This window comes from Streptomyces sp. NBC_01003, from assembly GCF_045162695.1.
Lineage (GTDB): Bacteria > Actinomycetota > Actinomycetes > Streptomycetales > Streptomycetaceae > Streptomyces.
Window position 1 is genome coordinate 9870275 of record NZ_CP108707.1, and the last position, 19908, is coordinate 9890182.

17 protein-coding genes and 6 pseudogenes are annotated in these 19908 nt (G+C 68.0%); 15 read left to right on the forward strand and 8 right to left on the reverse strand.

The features are described from left to right. Positions 1-246: 246 nt before the first annotated feature. Entirely contained in the window at positions 247-2901 is a 2655-nt protein-coding gene (locus tag OG698_RS45405) for a DUF4157 domain-containing protein (protein ID WP_406110111.1), read from the reverse strand. Between the two features lie 428 nt (positions 2902-3329). Next, positions 3330-3530, reverse strand: a pseudogene (locus tag OG698_RS45410) (IS110 family transposase); the annotation flags it as partial. 64 nt (positions 3531-3594) lie between these two features. Between OG698_RS45410 and OG698_RS45415 the strand changes: the two are divergent. The 3 genes from OG698_RS45415 to OG698_RS45425 all read left to right on the forward strand — a co-directional run bounded on the left by OG698_RS45415 (position 3595) and on the right by OG698_RS45425 (position 6251). Further along, entirely contained in the window at positions 3595-3837 is a 243-nt protein-coding gene (locus tag OG698_RS45415; protein WP_406110113.1) for a hypothetical protein, read from the forward strand. A 393-nt stretch (positions 3838-4230) separates the two neighbouring features. Further along, complete coding sequence (locus OG698_RS45420; protein WP_406110115.1) at positions 4231-5184, forward strand: tetratricopeptide repeat protein; 954 nt, start codon at positions 4231-4233, stop codon at positions 5182-5184. Between the two features lie 626 nt (positions 5185-5810). After that, on the forward strand, positions 5811-6251 hold the full coding sequence (locus OG698_RS45425) for a hypothetical protein (protein ID WP_406110117.1): 441 nt from the start codon (positions 5811-5813) through the stop codon (positions 6249-6251). 227 nt (positions 6252-6478) lie between these two features. Here the strand turns inward: OG698_RS45425 and OG698_RS45430 are convergent, their stop codons facing one another. Continuing rightward, on the reverse strand, positions 6479-6769 hold the full coding sequence (locus OG698_RS45430) for a hypothetical protein (protein ID WP_406110119.1): 291 nt from the start codon (positions 6767-6769) through the stop codon (positions 6479-6481). Between the two features lie 119 nt (positions 6770-6888). Here OG698_RS45430 and OG698_RS45435 point away from each other — a divergent pair. Further along, positions 6889-7488, forward strand: a pseudogene (locus OG698_RS45435) (transposase); the annotation flags it as partial. Positions 7489-7532: 44 nt separating this feature from the next. Here the strand turns inward: OG698_RS45435 and OG698_RS45440 are convergent. Next, positions 7533-8510: a phosphotransferase family protein gene (locus OG698_RS45440; protein WP_406110121.1), complete on the reverse strand. Its 978-nt coding sequence runs from the start codon at positions 8508-8510 to the stop codon at positions 7533-7535. A gap of 56 nt (positions 8511-8566) precedes the next feature. Then, a pseudogene (locus OG698_RS45445) lies at positions 8567-8944 on the reverse strand (hypothetical protein); the annotation flags it as partial. 9 nt (positions 8945-8953) lie between these two features. Between OG698_RS45445 and OG698_RS45450 the strand changes: the two are divergent. Further along, positions 8954-9244 (forward strand): annotated as a pseudogene (locus OG698_RS45450) (hypothetical protein); the annotation flags it as partial. Between the two features lie 161 nt (positions 9245-9405). Here OG698_RS45450 and OG698_RS45455 read toward each other — a convergent pair. Then, positions 9406-9750 (reverse strand): hypothetical protein, encoded by a 345-nt coding sequence (locus tag OG698_RS45455; RefSeq protein WP_406110123.1) that lies wholly within the window; start codon positions 9748-9750, stop codon positions 9406-9408. Between the two features lie 128 nt (positions 9751-9878). Here OG698_RS45455 and OG698_RS45460 point away from each other — a divergent pair, with 128 nt between their 5' ends. After that, positions 9879-10442, forward strand: coding sequence for a GNAT family N-acetyltransferase (locus OG698_RS45460; protein ID WP_406110125.1), 564 nt, complete (start codon positions 9879-9881; stop codon positions 10440-10442). Between the two features lie 353 nt (positions 10443-10795). Beyond that, a pseudogene (locus OG698_RS45465) lies at positions 10796-11530 on the forward strand (cytochrome P450); the annotation flags it as partial. Here the strand turns inward: OG698_RS45465 and OG698_RS45470 are convergent. Then, positions 11416-11847, reverse strand: a complete 432-nt coding sequence (locus OG698_RS45470; protein WP_406111647.1) for a transposase — start codon at positions 11845-11847, stop codon at positions 11416-11418. The pseudogene OG698_RS45465 and the gene OG698_RS45470 sit on opposite strands and share 115 nt — an antisense overlap. Between OG698_RS45470 and OG698_RS45475 the strand changes: the two genes are divergently transcribed. The 7 genes and pseudogenes from OG698_RS45475 to OG698_RS45505 all read left to right on the forward strand — a co-directional run bounded on the left by OG698_RS45475 (position 11740) and on the right by OG698_RS45505 (position 18431). Further along, complete coding sequence (locus OG698_RS45475) at positions 11740-11979, forward strand: hypothetical protein (RefSeq protein ID WP_406111786.1); 240 nt, start codon at positions 11740-11742, stop codon at positions 11977-11979. The genes OG698_RS45470 and OG698_RS45475 overlap by 108 nt on opposite strands. Positions 11980-11998: 19 nt before the next feature. Next, on the forward strand, positions 11999-12655 hold the full coding sequence (locus tag OG698_RS45480; protein WP_406110127.1) for a UbiD family decarboxylase: 657 nt from the start codon (positions 11999-12001) through the stop codon (positions 12653-12655). Further along, positions 12589-13052, forward strand: a pseudogene (locus OG698_RS45485) (alpha-hydroxy-acid oxidizing protein); the annotation flags it as partial. The gene OG698_RS45480 and the pseudogene OG698_RS45485, both read left to right, overlap by 67 nt. Before the next feature lie 344 nt (positions 13053-13396). Then, on the forward strand, positions 13397-15007 hold the full coding sequence (gene mdlC, locus OG698_RS45490; RefSeq protein ID WP_406110129.1) for a benzoylformate decarboxylase: 1611 nt from the start codon (positions 13397-13399) through the stop codon (positions 15005-15007). 38 nt (positions 15008-15045) lie between these two features. Continuing rightward, on the forward strand, positions 15046-15807 hold the full coding sequence (locus OG698_RS45495) for an SDR family oxidoreductase (protein WP_406110131.1): 762 nt from the start codon (positions 15046-15048) through the stop codon (positions 15805-15807). Positions 15808-16360: 553 nt separating this feature from the next. Next, complete coding sequence (locus OG698_RS45500) at positions 16361-17242, forward strand: alpha/beta fold hydrolase (RefSeq protein WP_406110133.1); 882 nt, start codon at positions 16361-16363, stop codon at positions 17240-17242. 589 nt (positions 17243-17831) lie between these two features. Then, entirely contained in the window at positions 17832-18431 is a 600-nt protein-coding gene (locus OG698_RS45505; RefSeq protein WP_406110135.1) for a TetR/AcrR family transcriptional regulator, read from the forward strand. Here OG698_RS45505 and OG698_RS45510 read toward each other — a convergent pair whose 3' ends face one another. Then, positions 18432-18719, reverse strand: a complete 288-nt coding sequence (locus OG698_RS45510) for a muconolactone Delta-isomerase family protein (RefSeq protein ID WP_406110137.1) — start codon at positions 18717-18719, stop codon at positions 18432-18434. 140 nt (positions 18720-18859) lie between these two features. Between OG698_RS45510 and OG698_RS45515 the strand changes: the two genes are divergently transcribed. Next, a complete protein-coding gene (locus tag OG698_RS45515) occupies positions 18860-19780 on the forward strand; it encodes a LysR family transcriptional regulator (RefSeq protein WP_406110139.1) in 921 nt (306 codons plus the stop codon). Positions 19781-19908 lie beyond the last annotated feature (128 nt).

Genomic DNA, 19908 nt, shown 5'->3' on the forward strand with positions numbered 1-19908 from the left:
GTCGGTGATCCGACGCCAGCGAGCATCCGTCGTGCGTGATCGGCCACGATGGCGGCGTTGCCGATCGGCGCCGCCGTGACCGGCCAGGGCGCCGGGCGGCAGCCCTTTGGCGTCTGTGGGCAGACCGACGGAGCACCGATGCGTTGGGCTTGGCCGAGACCCGCTGCCCATGGGCGCACCTGTCACGCTGCGGGCGCCGCACGGTGGGGCGGCGCCCGATGGGTTCCGCCCCACCACAGGGAACAACTACTGCTCGCTGCCCGGGAGTTCGAGGAGGTGGTCGACGAAGCTCTTGTAGGCAGCGGAGTCGCGGTACTTGGATGTGAGCTCTTCCTCCCTGCTCCGCAGACCGGGGGCGAGCTCGGTCTGCATGAGGAAGTCGCGCAGGTGCAGCCCGCCGGTCCAGCGGCCGAGGTCGCTGGTGGCGGAGGCCTGGTCGCTGAATTTCCCCATCTTGTCCTCCTGTTGCATGTTCTGCAGAGCTGCCGCTGCGGCCTTGAACTCTGGCTGGCCGGGGCCCGGGGTACCCCGCCGGTCGTAGTCCCGGCTGACGGCGGCGATGCTGTCGATGTCCGCCTGACTGACCTTGGCGCCTTCGTACAGCGATTGCCGGAACGCCTTGCTCTGCTCCATGCCGATGCTTTCGTACATGATGGTCTTGCCGGCCGACAGTGCCTCGGAGGTGCTCTGGTTGCCGGTCGTCATCACGATCGGCTCGCTCGCCTTGATCAGCGTCAGCATGTCGTCGTGCGGGACCCGGTCGGTCGTGATCCAGTGCATCGTCTTGCCGGCGCCGCCGGTTTCCTGGACCGTGACCGCCGGGGTTCGTGTCTTGGAGGACACCTCCACAAGCCGGACCTTGGCCACCCCGAGTCCCGCGAGGTCGCGCTTCGCGGTGGAGTCGAGGGCCGGCATCTGCGTGGGCGAGGACTGGACGACGTGCACATCGTTGCTCTTGCCGTTCTCGACCTCGGCCACGGTGAGCGCGAACCGCATCGTGCTCTTGTTGGAGTAGGCGAAGTACAGCCGGGACGTAGCGGCGGCGGCATAGTCCTTCGCCGCCTGCTCCTGGTCCTCGGGGAAGAGCGCGGTGAGCAGGTCTTTGGACTTGAGAGCCTGGAGGTTCTCCAGCCGGGCGGCCCGCTTGTTCTCCTCGCCCTGGATGCTGTCCTGGTGCTGTTTGTAGGCCCGCAGAGCGGCGTCGAAGGTGATGCCGACCTCGCCCGCCCCGAGTCCGGTGGTGTAGCCCTTCCCGGCGGCGCCCAGCGGCAGCGACTCCTTCTTGGAGTACTCGGTCATCGCCGAGACCTTGCTGCCCCACGTGCCGACGCTCTGCTGGAAGTTCTTGGTGGCGGCCAGCTGCGGGGCGACGATCGCGTGGGTGGGGGCCTTGCCGGAATCGAGTGGCGGAGCGGCGGGGGTGGCTCCGTCGAGCACCGTGAACGGGTGCCCGGAGTCTGCGAAGACCCCCGGCTGCTTCTTGTGCGCTGCCTCGGCGGTCAGCAGCGCGATGTCGTTCTTGTTCGCCTCGGTCCGCGGGAAGTTCTCGCGCAGTGCGTCGGCGGTCTTGACGCCGAGCATCAGGTCGCCCTTGCCCTGGGCCTCATGGGTGAAGACCGCGATGGGTGCCCGGCCGGTCCACTCCAGGCAGCTGTAGAGCTGGTCGATGAGGTGCGGCAGGAGCTGGTTCTTGTTGCTGAGCTTCACAGATTTGGCCATCTGCTGGAACACCGCGTCGTTCAGCCGGCTTGCGGCCCGTCGGCGCAGGTACTTGTGGGGGGCGGCCCGCTCCTTCGCCAGTTCTTCCCGGGCCTGCGCGGAGTTCGCCGCGAAGTCCTCCACCGAGACCTGCTCGGCGGCCCCCTTCTCCCGTTCCTCGACCGGCGCCGGAGGCGGGGCGGTGTGGGTGTGTGCCAGGGCCGGCGCCGGCGCCGGCGTTGAGGTTGAAGTCGAGGTTGAAGTCGAGGTTGACGTCGAGGGGACCTGCTGCTGGGTGGCCGCGGAGCTCGGTTGCTTCCCGAACCGGGTGAGCCCGGCCGGTTTGCGTCCGGGCACCGGCCGCGGGGGGCGGGCCGGGGTGGTGGGCTCAGGGGTGGTGGACGCCGCAGCGGCTTCCGAAACCGGCGTGGCCCCGGACTGCTGCGGCGGCTGGAGACCCAGCGCCGACGCGAGGCCGCCGAGAGTGTCGTAGACCGTCGCGCCGGTACGTGCCGCATCGACCGCACTCCACTTCGGCGCCGACCCCGGGACCTGCCCCTTCAACTCCCTCACCGCCTGGGCGGTGTCGTAACCGTTCAGGCCGCCCTCAAAGACCCGCTGCACGGGGAGCGACGACACACCGTCCCCGCCGCCCGACGCGGGAGACGCGCCGGCACCCGAGAGGCCGCCCTGCGGGGCAGGGCCGGTCATCACCCGGCGGGCATTGACCTCCGCCTCCCGCTCGAACCGGTCGGAAGGATCCGACACCCGCAGGCCCGCACCGTTGTCGGCGCCGGCGACCGCCCCCTGCCGCTGCTGGATGACGTGCGTCAACTCGTGTGCCAGGGTGTGCTTGTCGGCGCCGCCCTCGCCGACGACCACATGGCTGCCCGAGGTGTAGGCCCGGGCGCCGATCTCGGCGGCGGAAGCCTGCGCGGCCGTGCCGGTGTGCACGCGGACCTCGGAAAAATCCGCGCCCAGGCGTGCCTCCATGTCGGTACGGGTCTCCTCGTCCAGAGGTTTGCCGGGGGTGCGCAGCACGTCATGGACGGCGGAACGCTGCACAGCAGAAGTTGTCTGTTCGGTCTGCTGCCCGCCGGGGTCGTACTCGTGCTGGTCTTGCCCTTCCAGGTGTCCGGCTCGGCGGAGCATCTGGACGACGGTGTCGTTTCCGGCCGTGGCCTGCAAGGCGAGCAGGCCCACAGGCTGCTCACGCGGCGCTGCCGCGGGCTTCCGGGTGGATGCACGGCCCCTGTCGGGCCTGGTGCTTTCGCGTAGGTTCTCGTGATCGCTCAAGACCTGCTCTCGCCATGCAGAGGGACATCAACTCCTCACGCTTACAGGGCCGATCGGGGCTGATTCCATGTACGCAAGGGCAGAACAGGGTGACAGACAAGGTGACTGGAGAGACCCAACGGCGGCAGTCGGCGGTGAGCCGCAGGACACCCGCGGGCGCTTCCCGGCCAGGGCGGCGTGGTTCAGCCGGTCAGCCCGGCTTGATCGCGGTTCATGGAGCGGAGCTGGATGTGATGCTCGTGAGGGCGGCGGGCCGTGCGGGTGGGACGTGTTGGGGTCAGTCGGCCTTTTGTGGTCACAGTTGCGGGTTGGTTGTCCGTGCTCACCAAAGCTGGTCGGCGGATCTCGGCCGGGTATCCGGACCGTTCCAGCAGGGCGAGGATGGCCGGGTGTTGCAATCGCGGTCCCATGACCCGTTCCAGCGAGGAGTGGATCTGGGTGAGCAGGCCGTGGATCCGGTTGGTAACCCGGGTGGCCTCGCCGGCCAGGTCGTCGTCGAATTCGACGATCATCGCCAGCTCGGCGATCGTCTCGTCCTCGCAGCGGCTGTGGCAGTACGGAGCCCGGCCGCCAGAGATGGAGATCGAAGGTAACCGTCTGGTGAGCTGGGGAGCCACGGACAACGGCGAGTACCTGTTCTGGCCCGTGGCGCCGGGCGACGACCCCGACTCGCGCCCCATCCTGATCAACGGCGCGTCCGACGAAGACTGGGAGCGCTACGACCTGACGGTGACCGGCTTCCTCACCGCTGTCCTCTGCGAGGAGATCAGCTCAGAGGTCCTGTGGAGCAACTTCCCCCTGCCCGTACACGAGTTCCGGACCGCACATGAGATGGCGGACTGACAACAGTCGCCCCTTCACGCCGAGTCCGCCGTCTCGGTCAGTACCTTGAAGGGCTGCCAAGCGGCGTGAGCAGCACGTCGCTGCGCCTGCCCGGACCCGATGGCCCTCCAGCGTCGCAAGGGTGCGGGCTGCGTGGTGGGCAGCGCGGATCTCGCCCGCTGCGGGAGCGGCTCACCAAGGCAGCGGGGCAAGGTGTGCGCCACGGCGGCCGGCGTCCGCGCTGCTGTGCTCCCATGAAGACAACGCTCGCCTCGCATCAAGGTTGCCATCACTTCGGATCACCGACAGCGGTCCCGCCGTCCAAACGGAAGGGCGCATGGAACCTTTGGCCATGGATATTCTTCGACGATGTCGAATCAGTCAGTTGCAGCGGGAGTCCGTCTCGCTGGTGTGATGGCTCACTGCGGCGGACGCCCAGCCGTTGCCGTGGAGTTCTTGGTGGGGGCGATAGCCTCCGCACCGGCCGCCCCGGAGCCGTATGCAGCGCTCGCCGAGTTGTGGCGGGACCGGCGCTCGGAACTGGAAGAGGGATTCGAAGGAAACGGCTCCTTGAGCGCGGTGCTGGCACAGGCGTACTTCCTGTTCCTGGAAGGGGACATGGATGACGCGGTCATGGCCCTCGGTTCGGTCACGGGTGTGCGGCCGGACGTGACGTGGAGTGCTGCACCCTGGTTCGGCGATGCGCGGTTTCTCGGCGGGGTGAGTGCCGAGGCGCTCGCCGAGGCGTGTCTGCGGACGTTGGACTACAGCCACGACCTGGACACCGACGAGATGCGGGAGCGGTTCGTGCCCTGGTTTCACGCCCTCGACGTGGTCTCCGAACGGAGTCCCGTGCCGGAGTCGCTGGCCGCCATGGCCCGGCTTCCCCGGGCCTGCGGCCGATACGAGCTCGCCTTCGCCCTGTGTGACCGCGCCGATGCTGTCGAGCACGTCATGTGGACCGCGGTCGCACGGGCAGCCACCTGGCGCGTGATGGGCGACCTGGACCAGGCTGCGGCCGCTTTCGAAAGCGCCCTGGTCCTGGAGCCTGCCAACTGGTCCCTCCACCTGGACCTGGCGGACGTGCGTGCCGAGCAACGCGACTTCGCTGCGGCCTTGGGCCTCGTCGAACAGGGCCTGCAACACGAACCGCACGAAGTCTCCCTGCGCGCGGCGGGCGCCGCCTACCGCACACGCCTGTCCGGCTCGTCCGAAGACCTGCGGGCCCTGATCGCCCTGGCGCCGGAGCTCGTGGACACCACCTACCGGAACCTGCTGATCGATTACGCGTGTGCAGGGCCGAAGCTGCCTCGCGGACTCGTGGCCGAGGCCCATCGCATCCGCAGGAAGTCAACCACCCGGGACTGAAAGTCCCGGGCTTGCTCAACGGGCGCCACTGGCTGTGGTGTTGCGTTTGCGTGGCAATCTATGTCTGTCGTTGCCGGATTCTTCCGGGAGACCTGCGCGCGCCTCGCGCTGCCGGCGCGCTCGTCCACCTCGCCGTAGCCCAGGGCCGGCCAGCCGGGCCCTGCGCCGTGTCGCGCCGAGCGATCGTTGGGAGCCAAGAGACGCCGGCTTGAGCAATCACCCGCCCGCTTACGGTGACGTCAGAGGTACACGCCCGAGCCGAGCTCTGGACGCTGCAACTTTCCATCAACATGTCTGGACATCTCGATCAAGAACCGATGCCAGGCCCGTCGACATCCGCTCTCCACTCGCCTACGAAGCCAAGGAGCCAGCTGAGTACGGGCTGCAGCAGCCCGCGGGCCGTAAGCACGCTGAATGCGGAAAACAGTTGAGCGCCCTCTCGCAGGAGGTGCTGCCTTTGGTGGAGCTGACCTCTTCAAGCCCGTCCAATTCGACTGGTCACATGCTGCGGCCCCCGACCGGGCCCTGACTGTGCGCCACGGGGGCGGCTTGTCATCCAGGTGTCTGCCGGGGCTGGGCTGATCGGTAGGGTCGCAGGCAGCGTAGAAGTAGAAGGGGTGTGCCCGATGGGTCTGGTCAGCAGGCAGCAGATGGATGCGGACGTCGACTTCTACGCGTTGTGGCTGGAGGATGCGGACGACACGAGTGAACGGGACGAGCCGGAGGATGGCGCCTCGTTCGTCGCCGCATGCGGCCAGCGGGTCTATCTGCAAAGCGGCGGCCACACCCACACCCCGGCCTTGTCGGTGGAGGTGTGGGACGACCAGCCGCCTGCGGACGGCGGGGTGTGGGAGGCCGAGGGCGAGGCGGGCATGGATGTCCCGTCCGGCCAGGTCGGGGTGTGGACCTACGGTGGGCCCTGCGAGGACGCGATTGAGCTCGGTGAGGCGGGTCGGCGCTGGCATGTACGGGTGTACGTGAGCGGTCGCGAGCGGGTCCGTGAACTGGCCGAGCAGCAAGTCCCGGTCCACGCCGAGCGCTACCTGCTGCAGTTCTGGCCCGCGTGACACCTTCCGGTCCCCGCTGGGGGCGGGGACCGGGGGCGTGGTGGCGTCAGGAAGCCTTGATGATGTAGCCGTCGTTGGGGCCGTCGATGATGCGGTTGAGGCGGTGGAAGTCCGCGATGATGCGCCCGTCGGCGCCGTTGTCCTCCTTCGGGATCGGCCGTGCGGAGAAGTTGTTCTTCGGAGCCTTGTGCTGCGGGTCGTACTTCGTCAGCGCCTGGGCCGCGCCCTCATACGTGGCGGAGAAGGGGAACTCGTCGCATTGCTTGCCGCCCTGCGCGTAGTTGACGCCCCAGTTCTTCTTGCAGACTTTGATCGCCTCGTTGCGGCTGGCGTCCCGTCGGGGGTTTCGCGTAGAGGCGGGTCAGCCGGTCGGCGGTGCGCCCGGGGATGGTCTTGCTTGTGTTCGCCGGTTTGGTGGCGGACGGGGTGTTGTATGCATCCTTGATGTACTGGGCCGCAAGCCGCTCGGGGGAGCCGGTCTTGGTGCTGAAGGGCATGGCCACGACGTAGCTGAACACCGCGCCTCCCGCCCTGGGCACCAGGTAGCTGGCGGCGTCCCAGGGGGCGCGAGGAAGTACGGCTTTCCGGACAGTGCGCCGCTCATCTTCCAGCCGCCGCCGACGCGCATTTCAGGGTCGCGTGGGCCGGCCTGCTGCGCGACTGTGCCCGCCGCGGCATGCACGCCCCGGTCCTGGCCGTCGGCGACGGCGCACTCGGGTTCTGGAAAGCCCTGCGCTAGGTCCTCCCCACCACTCGCGAACAAAGGTGCTGGGTCCACAAGACCGCCAATGTGATCGACTCCATGCCCAAGTCCGCACAGCCCGCGGCGAAGAAGGCCCTGCAGGACATCTACAACGCCGAGGACCGCGACCACGCCGATCAGGCGATCAAGACGTTCGACAAGCTCTACCAGGCGAAGTTCCCCAAAGCCGTCGCCAAGGTCACCGACGACCAGGACGAACTGCTGGCCTTCTACGACTATCCAGCGGAGCACTGGGTCCATCTGCGCACGACCAACCCCATCGAGTCGACCTTCGCCACCGTCCGCCTCCGCACCAAGGTCACCAACGGCGCCGGCTCCTGCGCCGCCGGACTCGCCACGGTCTTCAAGCTCGTCGAGGCCACCCAGGCCCGCTGGCGAGCGGTCATCGGCGCCCACCTCGTCCTGTTGGTCCGCGCCGGGGCCGTCTTCGAACACGGCAAGTTGGTCGAACGCTCCGGAGAACTGGCGGCGTGACGGGCCCATTGACCTGCGGTTCCTGCCAGCCGGGCCGAGCTGGATTACGCGTATCGGTCGAAGAGGACCTGGAGGTAGTCCTCCAGCCTGTTCGTCAGCACGGTGGTGGTCAGATCAGCACGGCCCAGTTCACGCCAGGGGACGGCAACCTTCTCAGCGTCTGGAGCAAAGGCCAAGGCGTCCAGCAACCGCCAGTAGAGGTGCGCGGCCTGATCTTCGGCCAAGGCCCCTCCCGCTGCGACGTATCGGTCGGCGAGGCCCATGCCGGCAGGGACGCCGTGCAGCAGAGCCAGGGCAGTCGAGCAGTGGGCCACGTCCAGGTCGGCCGGCCCCCAGGACGTCTCCACCCAGTCGACGACGCCGCTGATCCGCAGGTTGCCGCCGGTGCCTTCGAAGAGGACGTTGCCGGGATGGAAGTCCCGGTGCAGGAAGCAGGGCAGATAGTCGGGCGGCTCACGCCGAATGACGTCCACGGCCCGCTGCCACAGGTCGGGCCGCTGGGTGGCTCCGGGCGGGCTTACCCGTTCAGGCGCTGTCCACGCCTGATAGGTGCGCGGCCGGGTCTCGGCAGTCACCTGCACCCGGTGGATACGCAGCAGCTGGCGAGCCAACAGGTCGACACGCCGACCGGCTTCCTGGTCGGTCAGACGAACGGACCCAGGCAGTAGCGACATCAGCAAGGAGGGGTAGTCGCAGTACTCCGCCGTCGCGTCCACGTCAAGGAGCGTGGCGGCGGGAACATCCGTATCGCCGAGCTGACACAGAATGCGCGCCTCCCGCGTCAGCAGACCCTCCGCATGCTGCACGAAGAACGGCTTGACGAAGGACCGAAGGACCATAGACCGCTGGTCGCCCGGCCCGGAGATGTCCAGCCGACGCATCTCCGACGTCCAGCCACCACGCAACCGCGCGACATCTTCGATGCGCTCCGACTCGAGCAGTCCCTTCTCGACCCAGGCGCGCGTCGCGGCCCAACCATGGCCATCGACATCTCCACCGACGCGCCCTGCACCCTCACCCATGAGAGGCAGGCTATCGACTACCCAACGGACACACGCCGTGGGCCTCCCACCCACAACTATTGACAATTACTCCTCGAGGAAGCGATGACGACTTTGGCTCTTACCGGCGCGACACCTGTGGTGGCGGCGATGGCCACACACCTGGCAGACCACTCGCACCGCCATGGCCGGTGCCGCACGTTGAGGGTGCGGAAGGAAACGTCACGCTGGAGCGGTCGGGGGACCTGGGCTTGGTTGAGGGGATGGAACTCGACGCGGGTGCCCCGGCCTTGCCGGTTGAGGCGGGCCAGCAGGTGCTGGGCGACGTTGTGGCGGCGGACCTGCCGGTAGGCGGCTTCCTGCTACGCCATGCTGTTCCCCGAGGGCGAGGCCTTGCCCTCGGCCCAGCGTTTCAGCGTGCGGTCGGTGACGGTGAGGCCGGCCTCACGCGCAGCCGGATCGCCGGATCCATAGGGCGGGTCGGTGCGGCAGGCGACATCGCGGTCATGGAGTCCTTCTTCAGCCTGCTGCAGAGGAACGTCCTCGACCGCCGCACGTGGGCCACCCGTCAGGAACTACGGATCGCGATCGTGACCTGGATCGAACGGACCTACCACCGACGCCGCCGACAGACCGCGCTCGGCCGAATTGCGGCCAGGACGATCACCCGAGACGGCGGAGGAGCAGACCACAGGCAGGTGGTGAACCGGCCGTCTCCGGGAACACCGCCGACAACTCCGGGCGCGGGGGTGTGACAACAGGCCGTGAGCGGGTACGGCTGACATACTGCGGCGCTGGCACGAGCATGATGTCGTAGGTCAGCAGGTGAATTTACGAACCTTCCGGCTCCTCGGCGACAGCATTGAATCAGCCACCCGAGCTGACTCGCTCACGGTGATTCAAACGCCACCGCGACCTACTCGAAGGCGTCCACGCCGTCACCAACTCTCCGGTTGACGATGGGCGGGTCGCCGCGGTCAGCCGGGCTTCTCTGCATACCGATCTCACGAACGCGCTGGAGGGCAACAAGCGCCTCACCGCACGGGTCCGGCAGTTGGAGAACCGCCTGTTCTCCCAGCTTGGCGATGCCGTCCAGGCCGAATCTGGCCTTGGCGCCCCCGTCGACATTGACCAACTCCGACGCCGCATCGCTCTTCTCGAGCAGGAGGTCGCTGCCACGTAAGGCGCGCTCGACGAGCGGACAGAGGAGTTGGAGGCGGCCCGGGCCGCGAACCGGGAGTTGACCCGGGCCCTGAACCATCGGCCTTGATCGCTTCTGACCACTCGGATCCGTTGCCAGGTCACAGCCACGGCGGTCCCGGCGCACTGCGACCGCTTCTCCCGCCAGCTACTGGATGCGCCCACGAGCGGGTTGCATAGGATCCCGTAATGGCAACCACCAGTCATCTCCTGCAAGGGCCACGAGTAGCCATACGTCGCGTCGGCCGCCAGGACTACGCAGAGCTCAGCGTGCTGCAACAGGAGAGCACGGAAATGCTTCGACGCTGGTTGGGAGCTCGCGAGATGACGGTGGAGGCATTCGAGAGTTCCCTTGCGCGATTCGAGCAGCCGACCCATGAGGGCTTCGTGATCTGCCTGCGTGACACCGACGCGATCGTCGGTGGGGTCAACATCAACAACATCGTCCGGGGCAGCCTCCAGAGCGGGACCCTGGGCTATACGTCCTATGCCTCGACGACCGGCTGCGGCTACATGACCGAAGGGCTGGGGCTCGTGCTGCAGTTCGCCTTCGACCAGCTGGAACTGCACCGGCTGGAGGCGAACATCCAGCCGGACAACACCTCCTCGCTGAACCTCGTCAAGCGCCTGGGCTTTCAGCGCGAGGGCTACTCGGCCGCCTTCCAGTTCATCAACGACGAGTGGCGGGACCACGAGCGCTGGGCCATCACCGCCGGGACGGCCCAGAAGGCGAACCACAAGATCGAGCGCTAGCGCCACAGGTGTCGTGATGCATAGACCCAGCGACCAAATCGCTGAGCTGCATCAACGTGAGACTGAATCCACGGCAACAGCCTCGCCCCCAGAGAATCGACGTCCTCATTGTCGGCCTGCAGCATCGGATGGTCGCCGATCGGAGTGGTCTGCACCGGCTGTAGGGGTCCGCGATCTGAGGCGCATCGTCGGCGTTCGATGTGCAGTGGAGGCGCAGGTCGGGGATTCGGTGCGCAACGACTACGAGACGTGACTGCCGGCCGCAGCGGGATGCGGTCCTGGGGGGTGGCGTGCGATGCGGGGTGCCGCGCTGTCGACGTCAACGGCGTCGTGACTGATGATGTGTTCGTCGCAGGCGACGGAGCAGACACGCGAAGGCCATCGCCGACCTGGGCCAGTACTTCGCCGAGCTTCTCGACGCCCGCCACGGCCGAAGGGGCGACGACCTGCTCTCGGGACTCCTCAACGGGGACGGCGACGAGGCGCCGATGTCATCCGAAGAGATACTGAGCAACACGGCCCTGCTGCTCGTCGCCGGCCACGAGACGACCGTCAACCTCATCACCAACGGCACGCTCACCCTCCTGCGGCACCCCGAGGTGCTGGACCGGCTGCGCCGCGGCGACGAACCCGATCTGGCCGCCCGGGTGGTCGAGGAACTCTTGCGCTACGAACCACCGGTGCAGTTTCTGTCCAACAACCGGAACACCCTCGACGACATCGAGATCGCCGGCACCACCATCCCCAAGGGCTCACCGGTCACTCTCGTGCTGGCTTCCGGCAGCCGCGACCCAGACTTCGTCCCGGACCCCGACCACTTCGACCCCGATCGCGAGCACAACGAGCACCTCGGCTTCGGCGGCGGTATCCACTACTGCTTCGGTGCCCCGTTGGCCCGTCCCGAGACGCAGATCGCTCTCACCGAGCTGGCACACCGGTTGAAGAACCCCCGACTCGTCGCCGACCCACCGCCCTACCGCGCGAGCCCCAGCCTGCGCGGCCCCCGCCACCTTCTGGTCGAGATCGACGGCGTCAACCCCGCCCGCCCTGACCAGGCACCGCACCCACCTGGGCACACCCCGCCGTAACGTCGACTCCGGGTCCTTACGACGAACGCGTACCGACAGCCCCTACCGACCATGACCAACCACACTGCCCAGGTCGCCCCGGATTGCGCGTACTTCACCGACGCGACGAGTGCGCATCGCACGCTGATGTTGGACTTCTTTCCGGATGCGCGGGTGATGGGCGAGCAGCCTGCGTATGCCTTCAAACCGCAGGCGTCGACGAAACGGGAGTGGTCATCCCCGATCTCAGCCAGGAGCCGGGCCGCGAGCTGAGTGCCGAGCCCGGGGAAGCTCAGCAGGATCTCGGAGTCCGGGTGTTGAGGAAGCGCTTCATCCACCGCCTCGGCGAGGCCGTCGGCAGCGGTGCAGGCGGCTTCGAGGTGGAGGAGAAGGGCGAGCATCTGTTTGCCAAGCGCTTCCTCGAGCATCTGAGGCTGGTGTGCCCAGTCGACGCGGAAGGCTTCGCGTAAGCCGTCGGCATCGGCCGCGATGGGGCGCCTGCGGCCGGCCCGTTTGAGAGCGGCCTGGATCTGTGGGCGAGTCATCCGTGCGGCCTTGGCTGGCGTCGACGCGGCCTTCAGGAGTTCGCGGGCCTCGGGACGACACAGGCCGTTGTCCCAGTTGGCGAACTGGCGTCGTCGGCGGCATGACCGTCCCGACCGAGGTCGACCAGGCTCGTTCTTCGGCGCGGTGCTGGGCAAGCCGGTCGACGTGGTGAAGTGCGAGACGAACGACCTCGAAGTGCCGGTGTCCGCCGAGGTCGTCATCGAGGGGCACCTGTTCGCCACGCGTGACGCCGTGGAGGGCCCGTTCGCGGAGTTCCACGGCTGGGCCCTGCCTGAGACGTCGCCGCAGCCTCTCTTCAGCATCGACGCGATCACGTATCGCAACGACCCGATCTGGCCGCTGGTCGCCGCCGGACGGCCTGTCGACGACTCGCACGTCGCCCCGGCCGCGGGTATCTCCGCCGAGGTCGTTGCAGCCCTGAAGAACGCGGGGCTGCCCGTCACGACGGCCTGGCTGCCGCTCGGCGCTGCCTGCTTCTGGACGGTGAACACGGTCCCGTCGAACTGGCGCGACACGGCGATCTCGCCACGGCCCGCGCCGCCGTCCGCATGGGCGTGCCCATGGCCTCCTCCACCCTGACCGTCGACCGGCTGGAGGAGGTCGCCGAGGAGTTCGGAAACACCCCGAGCTTCTTCCAGCTCTACGCCCCCACCGACCGGGAGCTGGCCGAGAGCCGCGTCCACCGTGCCGAGCAGGCCGGGTTCAAGGGCGTCGTGGTCACCCTGGACACCTGGACACCTGGATCACCGGCTGGCGCCCCCGCGACCTGAGCACCAGCAACTTCCCGCAGCCGCGTGGGAACTGCCTGGCCAACTACACCAGCCACCCTGTCTTCCGTGCCCGCCTCGCCCGAACCCCGGAGGACGACCCGGCCGCCGCGGTCTCCGAGCGGGTGAAGATCTTCGGCCATCCGCTCACCTGGGACGACCCGGCCTGGCTGCGCGGGATCACCGACGTGCCGCTGGGTCCGCGAGGGAGGGATAGCCGTCGACGGCCATGATCAGGTCACTCCCGACGCACTCCACCGCCTCACCTGACACCCGCCAACCAGCCGGCCAGATGCGCCGACGATCCCTCGCCCACCGAGTGGGTCGCCAGGGCCCGCTCCCTCAGCGAACCTGGCCAGGCCTCATACAGGCCTGTCACCGAACGGACCACATTTCGCGACGGTCCCCTTCTTGTCCAGCAGGATCAGATTGGCGCACCAGTTCTGGCGTCCCCACGACGCTCAGGAAGGCATTCGTGCCTTTCCCGAGAAGCTCTCACCCGTCTGGCGGGCACGTTATGCCCGCAGCCCCAGCAGGAAAGTAGATGGCCACCATGACAGCGCAATCCACCGTCCGTAGCGTGACGTACGACCTGCTGCGGGCCCTGAAACTCACCACGGTCTTCGGTAATCCCGGCTCCACTGAGCAGCCCTTCCTCCAGGATTTCCCCGACGACTTCACGTATGTCCTGGCGCTGCAGGAAGCGTCCGTCGTTGCCATGGCCGATACGTTTGCCCAGGTGACCGGCCGCCCCGCACTGGTCAACGTGCACTCCTCGGCCGGGCTGGGAAACGCTGTGGGCAACCTGGTTGCGGCGTATCACGGAAACACGCCCCTGATCATCACCTCGGGACAGCAGCATCGGGACCTGTTGATCGGGGAGCCGTATCTCGGCAACCGCGAGGCCATCACACTGCCGAGGCCATGGGTGAAGTGGTCCTATGAGCCGGCCCGCGCCGAAGACGTCCCCGAGGCCTTCATGCGCGCCTATGCGGAGGCGCTGCAGCCGCCGGCGGGACCGGTCTACCTGTCGATTCCCATGGGTGACTGGAAGGAGCCCCTGTCCGATTTCACCCGGGTGCGGACAGTGAGCGACCGCGTGGCCCCGAGCACCGAGCGGCTGCGCGCATTCGCCGACCGCATCTCCGCCAGCAGCCGGCCCGCACTGGTCTTCGGGCCGGAGGTCGACCGCAGCGGCGGATGGGACGCCGCCGTCTCTCTGGCAGAGAAGCTGCGTGCGGCCGTCTACGGCGCCCCGCTGCTGGACCGTGCATCCTTCCCCGAGGACCATCCCTTGTTCGGGGGCCCGCTGGGGATGTCGGTGAAGACCATCAGCGACCGGCTGACCGGGCACGACCTAGTGGTCGTGATCGGCGCTGAGGTGTTCCGCTACTACCCCTACGTGCCAGGCGACTACCTCCCCGACGGCACGGAGCTCCTGCAGATCACCGGCAATCCGGGGGTTGCCGCGGCGGCACGTGTGGGCGACAGCCTCCTGGGCGATCCCGCGATTGCGATCGAGCTGCTCCTGGACATGGTCGCTGAGGGATCGACGCGAACCGCTCCGGAGTCGATGGCACGGCCCCGTGAGCTGCCGCAGGAGCCGAACAGTCCGCTCACCCCACCGGAGGTCTATGCCACCCTGAGCCGGGTTCGGCCGCCCGACGCCGTCATCGTCAACGAATCGACGTCCACGATGGCGCAGCAGATCGAATGGCTCCCCACCACCCGGACCGGATCGTTCTTCGCCACGGCCAGCGGCGGGATCGGCTGGGGCACCCCGGCCGCGGTGGGCGTCGCGCTCGGCGACCGGGACAGAGGTGTCCAACGTCCGGTGGTCGGCCTGATCGGCGACGGTTCCTTCCAGTACTCCGTGCAGGCCATCTGGACGGCGGCCCAGCACAACCTCCCGATCGTGTATGTGGTCATGCGCAACCAGGAGTACTCCATCCTCAAGTCGTTTGCGGTGCTGGAGGAGACCCCGGGCGTTCCGGGACTCGACCTGCCCGGGCTGGACATCGTCTCCGTGGCCCGTGGCTTCGGCTGCCGCGCGGTCGACGTGGAGACCACTCAGGACCTGGAGCGGGAGTTCAAGGCGGCCCTGGCCGCCGACACCACTACTGTCATCGTGGTGCCCACGCAGCCCCAGAAGGCGATGTTGTAGGCCATGCGGCCCTCAGGATCGGAGAGGGGAGAGCAGCCATGGACCTCGGCCTGAAGGACCGGGTGTACATCGTCACCGGTGGCACCCGTGGGCTGGGCAGGGCCGCCGCGCACGAGTTGGTGGCGGACGGTGCGAGAGTGGTTGTCAGCGGGCGCAGCGAGAAGTCGGTGGCCGCGGCTGAGGAGGAACTCGGCGGTGCGGGGCGGGCAATCGGTGTCGTGGCCGACAACGCCGCCACAGGGACTCCCGACCGGCTGATCGCTGCGGCACGCGATGCCTTCCAGCGGCTGGACGGGGTGCTCATCAGCGTCGGCGGGCCGCCGACAGGTACGTCGGACACCATCGACGACGACCAGTGGCGCACCGCATTCGAATCGGTCTTCCTCGGTGCGGTGCGGCTGTCCCATGCTGTCGCGGCGGAGCTGGGCAAGGGGGGTGTCATCGGCTTCGTCCTTTCCACCTCCGTGTACGAGCCGATTCCTGACCTCGCGATCTCCAACGCTTTCCGGCCGGGCCTGGCCGGCTACGCGAAGAGTCTCGCGAACGAGTTGGGCCCAAGGGGTATCCGTGTCGTCGGCCTCGTGCCCGCCCACATCGAAACCGACCGGGTTCGCGAACTCTACGGGCGGAGTGGAGACGGCGACGCCGCCCGCGAGCGTGCGACCGCCGACGTCCCCCTGCGCCGCTACGGAACCCCGGACGAGTTCGGCCGGAGCGCCGCCTTCCTGCTGTCGCCCGCCGCGTCGCATCTGACAGGAGTGATGCTGCCGATCGACGGAGGCGTGCGCAGAGGCTTCTAGCAGGGTCCAGGCGAGTGGCACGTCCGAATCTGTCACACCGAGGGGGTGTCAGAGAGCCAACGCCTGAGTCGTAGATCTCTGCGGACCTCCGTGCTCCGGACCGGACTGATCCCTACAAGCACCCCATCGGGAACGGGCTTCTGGCCCGTTTCAACCGAAATCCCTGGCCGAGGGGACGTCAACAGCCGCTGCGTGCTCACGGATCGGACGTCCTCCAGGCGCACATGGGGTCACATTGCGCTCCGGGCGGGAGAATCCCACGACAGACTTCCTCCCTGCTGATAGCCCCCTCCTTCTATTACAGGTCAGGGGTCTGCCTCGTGGGGACGGCATTCGACATGCGGTGGAACGTAGTTGACCGGTCGGATAGCTTCGCTGGTGTGGACGGATTGGCTTCTGGTCCAGTTCCTCACGGCGGCGCGGAGATGCACTACGAGCGTTTGCAGCCGGGGAGTCCGCCGTCCAGTCGGGCCTTCCATTCCCAAACGCGGCTCTATTTCTCCGGCTGCCCTCGCCGTCGGAGCCAATGTTCCTTCGAACCCGGAGTGAAGCGATGAACGACGACAGTCGTCAGGACGGCATTTACCCCTTCCCGGCCGGTATGCAGTCGCGTGAGATTGAAACCAACGGTGCCAAGATCCATGTACGCGTCGGCGGGCATGGTCCAGCGATCGTTATGCTGCACGGCTTCGGCACAACGGGCGACATGTGGGGTCATTTGGCGAGCGCACTCATCGACGACCACATGGTTGTTGTGCCCGACCTGCGTGGATTGGGTCTCTCGTCGAGGCCTGATGGCGGCTACGACAAGAAGAATCAGGCGGCGGACGTGTGGGGCGTCCTGGACGTCCTGGGAGTGCCTGCTATCGAGTTGGTGACGCACGACATCGGCATCATGGTCGGCTTCGCAGTTGCCGCCACCCAACCCGAGCGCGTGAGCCGATGGGTGGCGATCGATGCGCCGCTGCCCGGCGTTGGACCCTGGGATCAGATCACGCAGGATCCGGCCATGTGGCACTTCGGCTTCGGTGGTCACGACATGGAGCGCCTGGTTGCCGGTCGCGAGCGCATCTATCTCAACCGCTTCTGGAACGAGCTTTCCGTGGATCCGAGTCGGTTTGATGAAACGAAGCGCCAGCATTATGCGGCGCTCTATGCGCAACCCGGTGCAATGCGAGCGAGCTTCGCCCAGTTCCTGGCGTTCAGCCAGGATGCGGCCGACAACAGGACGTTCCTGGCGCAGGGCAAACTTCAGATGCCGATCTTGGCCTTCGGTGGCGAAGCTACATTCGTCCCTGGTATCGGCGAGGTGCTGCGATGTGTCGCCGATGACGTCGAAGATGCGATCATTCCGGATTGCGGGCACTGGATCACAGAAGAGCAGCCACAGGCGACGACAGACCTGGTCGTCGATTTCCTGCGCCGGGCGCGTTGACGGCCGTCCCTGCCTGGCAGCGTCGCCGTTCAGTTCGAGCGGGACGGCGTTGGCTTTCACCACCGTCGCCACCTCCTCGGGAACCGGCGCAGTCGACGTCCTCGTGACCCCGCCGCCGGCCCCGTCGACCTCGCCAAGGACTCCTTCACGTACGGCTCGAACCTCGCGTTGCCGACGACCGCGTCCGCAACCTGCGTTTGCCCGAGTGGAGGGGGCCGCGTCGTGCTGCGGGTCGACCGACCATGTGGTGGACGAACGCTTTGAGGCGTTTGCGCGGCGTCTACTGTGTCAGGACGCCGGTACCCAGGGCCTGGTGCCGCCGTCCGGCGACGTCGGCGATCACCGCGTCAGCCAGACAGTTTGACCACTCTTCATGAGAGATCGGAGAGGCCCCCTGGCGGGTGGGTGAGGTCGGTTGCGGTCAGACGGGGAGACCGAGCATGGTGGCGCTTTCGCGCCACAGGAGGCCGCGGGTGTGGTCGTCGCGGGCGAACAAGGATGGGTTCGGTTCGGTGTACGCGGGCTCGTCCTGCCGCCCTGCCCGGTCGGAGCCCGGAAACGGATAGCCGACCGGTCGTATAGTTGCCGTATGGGCAGGATCAGTGACGCCGGGGAGAAGGTCCTCGCGGCCGGGCGGTCGCTCTTCGAGGCACGTGGTTACTCGGCGCTGGGAGTGGCCGAGATCTGCAAGGCGGCCGGCGTGCCGAAGGGCAGCTTCTACTACTTCTTCGAGTCGAAGGAAGCGCTCGCGCTGGCCGTTGTCGACGAGCACTGGGCGGACCAGCGGCGGGAGTGGACGCGCGTCCTGAGCGGCGACGGCGAACCGCTGGAGCGGCTGCGGCAGTTGTTCGCGGAGACGGAGGCCGGGCTGCGTACCGGACAGCAGGACAGTGGCATCGTGCCGGGCTGTCTGTTCGGCAACCTCAGTCTGGAGATGAGTAACCGGACCGAGGCCGTCCGCACACGACTGCAGGAGATCTTCGACGCCCAGGTCGAGATGGTCGACGCGGTCGTCACCGAGGCCCTCGAGCGCGGGGACGTCACCGTGACCGACACCCGGGAGGCGGCGCGGTCCGTCGTCGCCCAGCTGGAGGGCCAGGTGATGTTCGCGAAGCTCTACAACAACACCGGGCGGCTGAGCTCCCTTTGGGCCAACTCCCTGGCCCTGCTGGGGGTCCGCGCCGCCTGATCAGCGACCGGGGTCGTTCGGGTGGGACTCCAGCGGCGTCACGGTAAAGCTCATCCATGGGCTCAGCGGCAGGGTGCCGAGCACCTTCTCGTGGAGTTCCGCCTCGTCGGCGGCGCACCAGACGCCGACGCTGCGCAGCTCGCCCACCGGGCGCCACAGTCTCGCCAGGTGGCCGATGGCGGCCAGTTCCCGGGCGCGTACGGCCTCGGCGGCGCGGCGCCGGTCGACCTCGTCCTGGCTGGTGCCGTCGGGGATGGTCGTGGTGATCTCGACCAGGAACTCCTGCATGCTCTCGCTCCGTTCGGGCCCGCCCCGCCGGACGGCGGAGCGCCGGGCTTCCCTGCCCTCCAGCCTTGTCCGCTGCGGGCGCGGGACGCCACGACAGGTTGCCTTCCTACTGAGAGGTACGGCCTCTCAGCCCGCGTAGCATGACGGGCGTGGAGCTACGCCAGTTGAGGTATTTCGTCGCGGTCGCCGAGGAGCTGAACTTCGGCCGCGCCGCCGAGCGCCTCCTCATCGCCGGACCCTCCCTCTCCCAGCAGATCAAGGCCCTCGAACGCGACCTCGGTGTACGACTCTTCGACCGCGACCGCCGCTCGGTGTCCCTCACCCCGGCCGGCGCCGCCCTGCTCCCGCACACCCGGGCGCTGCTGGAGCGGGCCGACGACCTTCAGCTCAGGGCCGGCCGGCTGGCGGGCTCGGAAGCGGTCCGGCTCGGCTACGTCAACTGGCTCCCCGCGGACCTGACCACGCGCACCGCCGGGGTCGCCCGGCTGCACGTCGACGCCTGGATCGCGCCCTCCCACACCCAGGCCGCCCGCGTCGCCGACGGCAGCCTGGACCTCGCCGTGTGCTGGGTACGCGAGGAGGAGCTGAAACGGTATGGCCTGCGCGCCCGCCTCCTCGGCGCCGACCGGCTCTACGCCGTGGCCACGGGCGCCGACACGGCAGACGTGCGCGCCCAGGACACCGCCGTCCTCCTCGACGACGACACCACTTCCTGGTCGTCCTGGAACGCCTACGCCGAGCAGCTGTGCCACGACACCGGGGCCCACGCGGTGCGCATCTGCGACGGCGGCATCACCGGCCCCGCCTTCTTCGATCACGTCCGCCGCAGCCGCCGCCCGGTCGTCAACTCGCCCAAGGGGCAGACCACCGCACTGCCGTCCGATCTGGTGCGGCGCGAGGTCGTCGCGCCGACGGTGCACTGGACCTGGTCGCTGGTGTGGCGCGAGGGCGAGACGCGTACCGCGGTGCTCGCCGTCGTCGACGCGCTCTGCGCCGGCGTCGACGACCTAGGACTCCGCTCCCCGGACGCCTGGCTGCCCGACGGGGACCCGCATCGCTGACGTGCGTTGGGAGACCGGGCCTCTCAGCAATGAGGATTCCGGTCCTGGCGAAAGACCCTCTGACCTTTGACTTCGTCTTTGCGGGACGCCTAGCCTTCTGAATAGGCGACCGGTCGGCTAGTACCGGC

Bases quoted from the DNA above. Each gene is read 5' to 3' on its own strand.
- OG698_RS45420 (WP_406110115.1), top strand. From the start codon at position 4,231: ATGGCTCACTGCGGCGGACGCCCAGCCGTTGCCGTGGAGTTCTTGGTG.
- OG698_RS45425 (WP_406110117.1), top strand. From the start codon at position 5,811: ATGGGTCTGGTCAGCAGGCAGCAGATGGATGCGGACGTCGACTTCTAC.
- OG698_RS45440 (WP_406110121.1), bottom strand. From the start codon at position 8,510: ATGGGTGAGGGTGCAGGGCGCGTCGGTGGAGATGTCGATGGCCATGGT.
- OG698_RS45455 (WP_406110123.1), bottom strand. From the start codon at position 9,750: ATGGTTCAGGGCCCGGGTCAACTCCCGGTTCGCGGCCCGGGCCGCCTC.
- OG698_RS45460 (WP_406110125.1), top strand. From the start codon at position 9,879: ATGGCAACCACCAGTCATCTCCTGCAAGGGCCACGAGTAGCCATACGT.
- OG698_RS45480 (WP_406110127.1), top strand. From the start codon at position 11,999: ATGGGGCGCCTGCGGCCGGCCCGTTTGAGAGCGGCCTGGATCTGTGGG.
- mdlC (WP_406110129.1), top strand. From the start codon at position 13,397: ATGACAGCGCAATCCACCGTCCGTAGCGTGACGTACGACCTGCTGCGG.
- OG698_RS45495 (WP_406110131.1), top strand. From the start codon at position 15,046: ATGGACCTCGGCCTGAAGGACCGGGTGTACATCGTCACCGGTGGCACC.
- OG698_RS45500 (WP_406110133.1), top strand. From the start codon at position 16,361: ATGAACGACGACAGTCGTCAGGACGGCATTTACCCCTTCCCGGCCGGT.
- OG698_RS45505 (WP_406110135.1), top strand. From the start codon at position 17,832: ATGGGCAGGATCAGTGACGCCGGGGAGAAGGTCCTCGCGGCCGGGCGG.
- OG698_RS45510 (WP_406110137.1), bottom strand. From the start codon at position 18,719: ATGCAGGAGTTCCTGGTCGAGATCACCACGACCATCCCCGACGGCACC.
- OG698_RS45515 (WP_406110139.1), top strand. From the start codon at position 18,860: ATGACGGGCGTGGAGCTACGCCAGTTGAGGTATTTCGTCGCGGTCGCC.